The sequence below is a fragment of the Synechococcus sp. R3-13 genome, assembly GCF_047462195.1.
GTDB lineage: Bacteria > Cyanobacteriota > Cyanobacteriia > Thermostichales > Thermostichaceae > Thermostichus.
This window is the reverse complement of sequence record NZ_JANSIO010000466.1, coordinates 352-2,643: the sequence shown is the minus strand read 5'-3', so window position 1 is coordinate 2,643 and position 2,292 is coordinate 352. Positions and strand designations below refer to the sequence as shown.

Here is a 2,292-nt window from a genome sequence, read left to right as displayed (position 1 = left end):
TTGAGCTTATTATTGACTAGAGTCATGCTCTATCTAACTACTGGGGATCCAATGGTTTACCGCGCTGTTTTCTGGGGATTAGCTGGGATGGCTTTGGCTTTCTCTCTCGCTTTCCTTGAGGAGGCTAACGCTCAAACCTCGCTGACTGGCATCAACCGTGACAGCGTACTGCAACTGAACCTTGGGTCGGGACGCAGCCTCCCTCGGGTACCTGTGGGCGGTTCAGGTTCTGAGGAGGGCCGGGATCCTGCTGCTCCTTCGGCGCAAATGTGGGCAGAGTGGCATATTCGCGCCAATGTCTGCACCGGAAACCTCTCCACAGAAGAGTTGGCAGAGCTGTTTCCATTGGTCAATCAAGCTCTAGTGGATGCCGTTTGCCGGGGAGGAAGTTAAAGGTTGCCCAGGCTGGCGGTAAGGTGAAGAAGGAGCCTCTAGGTCGCTGCTGCATGGATTTTGAGAAACTTTTGGAGGAATGGGTTGCAGCCTTTGCCCAAGTGGCCGAAGAAAGTTTGGCCTCTTTGGAGGCTGCCCTGATGGAGCTGGCAGAGCACTTGGCTGTGCCTTTACAGGAAACCCTTAGGCAGTGGGAAGCCCTCTGGAATCTGGAGGAGGAAGTGGAGCTGGAGCCTGAGCCAGAACCCCTTGAGGAAACCCTCAACCCTTCTGGCGAATCTTTCACCACCAGTCGTTTCTTCGTCAGCCCGATAGGATTTGGGGGCGTGGTTGTTTACACTTACGTGGCTTCGCCGCCAGAATACATCGGGGATCCCACCTGCCGCTACAATGCCCATTCTCCAGAGTTGCGCTGCGCCGTCAACCCCTGCGGCCCCTGTGAGGGCTGTCCCCACTATGAGCCCCGGAATGAGCCCCGATGAAGGGTGACCGCCTGATTGTTGCGCTGGATACCTCTTCTCAAGAGCAGGCTTTGAAGTGGGTGGACTCTTTGCCGCAGGTGCTGTGGTGGAAGGTGGGCCTGGAGTTGTTCACTGCTGCGGGTTTTTCCGTTCTGCAGGCTCTCAAGGAAAGGGGCAAGCGCATTTTTCTGGATTTGAAGCTGCACGACATTCCCCACACCGTGGGGAGGGCTACGGAGGTGGCCGTCAGCTATGGAGTGGATCTGCTCACCGTCCATGCTGCCGGCGGCAGTGCCATGTTGCGGGCAGCCGTGGCAGCCGCCCAGGGCAGTTCTTGTCGACTATTGGCGGTTACCCTCTTAACCAGCATCAGCCCCCCGCAGGTGCGACAGGAACTGGGCATCGAGATGGATCCCGCCGACTATGTGTTGCATTTGGCCCGGCTGGCTCAAGCTCAAGGCTTTACTGGACTGGTTTGCTCTCCTCAGGAGGTCTCGCGGTTGCGCCAAGCTTTGGGGCCGGAGGTTTTGCTGGTTACTCCCGGGATCCGTCTGGGCCAAGCCAAGGCGGGGGATGGAGAGGAGGATCAACAGCGCATCTGCACGCCCGACGAAGCTCTGCGGGCAGGAGCCGATTATCTGGTGGTGGGCCGCCCCATCACCGCTTCTCCCGATCCCGTGGCCGCCTTGCGGCGCTTCCAAGCCTCATGGGATGCTGCCGGGTGAGGGTGTGGGGAGATGCCCGATGTTATTGGGGTAGTTCTGTAATGCAACGACGCCGTAGGCTTGTGCAGTGGATCCCTGAAAAAAGGCCGGCTGGATCCGGCAGGAGATGTTGGCTAGGAGTCGGTTTGTCGGTGGTTTTGGGCCTGGTCAGCACTCCCGGTCGCGTTAGGGGTGCGGAGCATTTCGTTCCGGCAAGAGGGGAAACTTGCCTGGCTGCTCCTCAGATTTGGGCTGAGGCTCTAACGGAGCAGTTGCCTTTGTTTCTCAATCTGGCCTTGAGCCGCTCCCGCTCTGAGTTTCAGGTTGTGCTGGTGGGGAAGCCAGAGGTTGAAATGCTCTCTCCAGGGTCTCCGGCCCGCTTACGCCAACAGGAGCTGGCTCCGGTTTTGCCGGACACCGCAACTGCTGTTTCGCCAGAAGCTTTTCGGCTGTATTTCACCACGCTGGAGCGCCGCTTGGTCTTGCCCCAACACCCCCAAAAGGAGGGCAACTCCTTGGCCGGTCGGCGCAGCGAAACCCTGCAACTGGCCTACGAGGCTTATGTTCTGCGGGCTGCTCCTGGGGATCCCTGGCGGTTGGTGCGTCTGCAGGTAACCGGATCGGGGATCCCCATTCGCGATGTAACGAATGGACTCACTGCCCAGGCCATCCGCCGCTGGCAACAGTCGGGTTGCCCCTTGACGGGCGATCTAGAGTTGACTAGACCTTCTCTC

3 protein-coding genes are annotated in these 2,292 nt (G+C 58.9%); all 3 read left to right on the top strand.

Features of this window, described 5'->3' with window-relative positions; genetic code table 11:
- Nucleotides 1-446 precede the first annotated feature (446 nt).
- Nucleotides 447-875: a DUF6464 family protein gene (locus tag NW856_RS13045; RefSeq protein ID WP_414400610.1), complete on the top strand. Its 429-nt coding sequence runs from the start codon at nt 447-449 to the stop codon at nt 873-875.
- The gene (gene pyrF, locus NW856_RS13040; protein WP_414400609.1) at nt 872-1,579 is read left to right on the top strand and encodes an orotidine-5'-phosphate decarboxylase; all 708 of its coding nucleotides are present in this window, start codon (nt 872-874) and stop codon (nt 1,577-1,579) included. The genes NW856_RS13045 and pyrF overlap by 4 nt, the downstream gene beginning before the upstream one ends.
- A gap of 131 nt (nt 1,580-1,710) precedes the next feature.
- Nucleotides 1,711-2,292, top strand: a 582-nt coding sequence (locus NW856_RS13035) for a hypothetical protein (protein WP_414400611.1), incomplete at its 3' end; no start/stop codon positions are given.

Coding starts and splice junctions, on each gene's coding strand:
- NW856_RS13045 (WP_414400610.1), top strand. CDS start 447: ATGGATTTTGAGAAACTTTTGGAGGAATGGGTTGCAGCCTTTGCCCAA.
- pyrF (WP_414400609.1), top strand. CDS start 872: ATGAAGGGTGACCGCCTGATTGTTGCGCTGGATACCTCTTCTCAAGAG.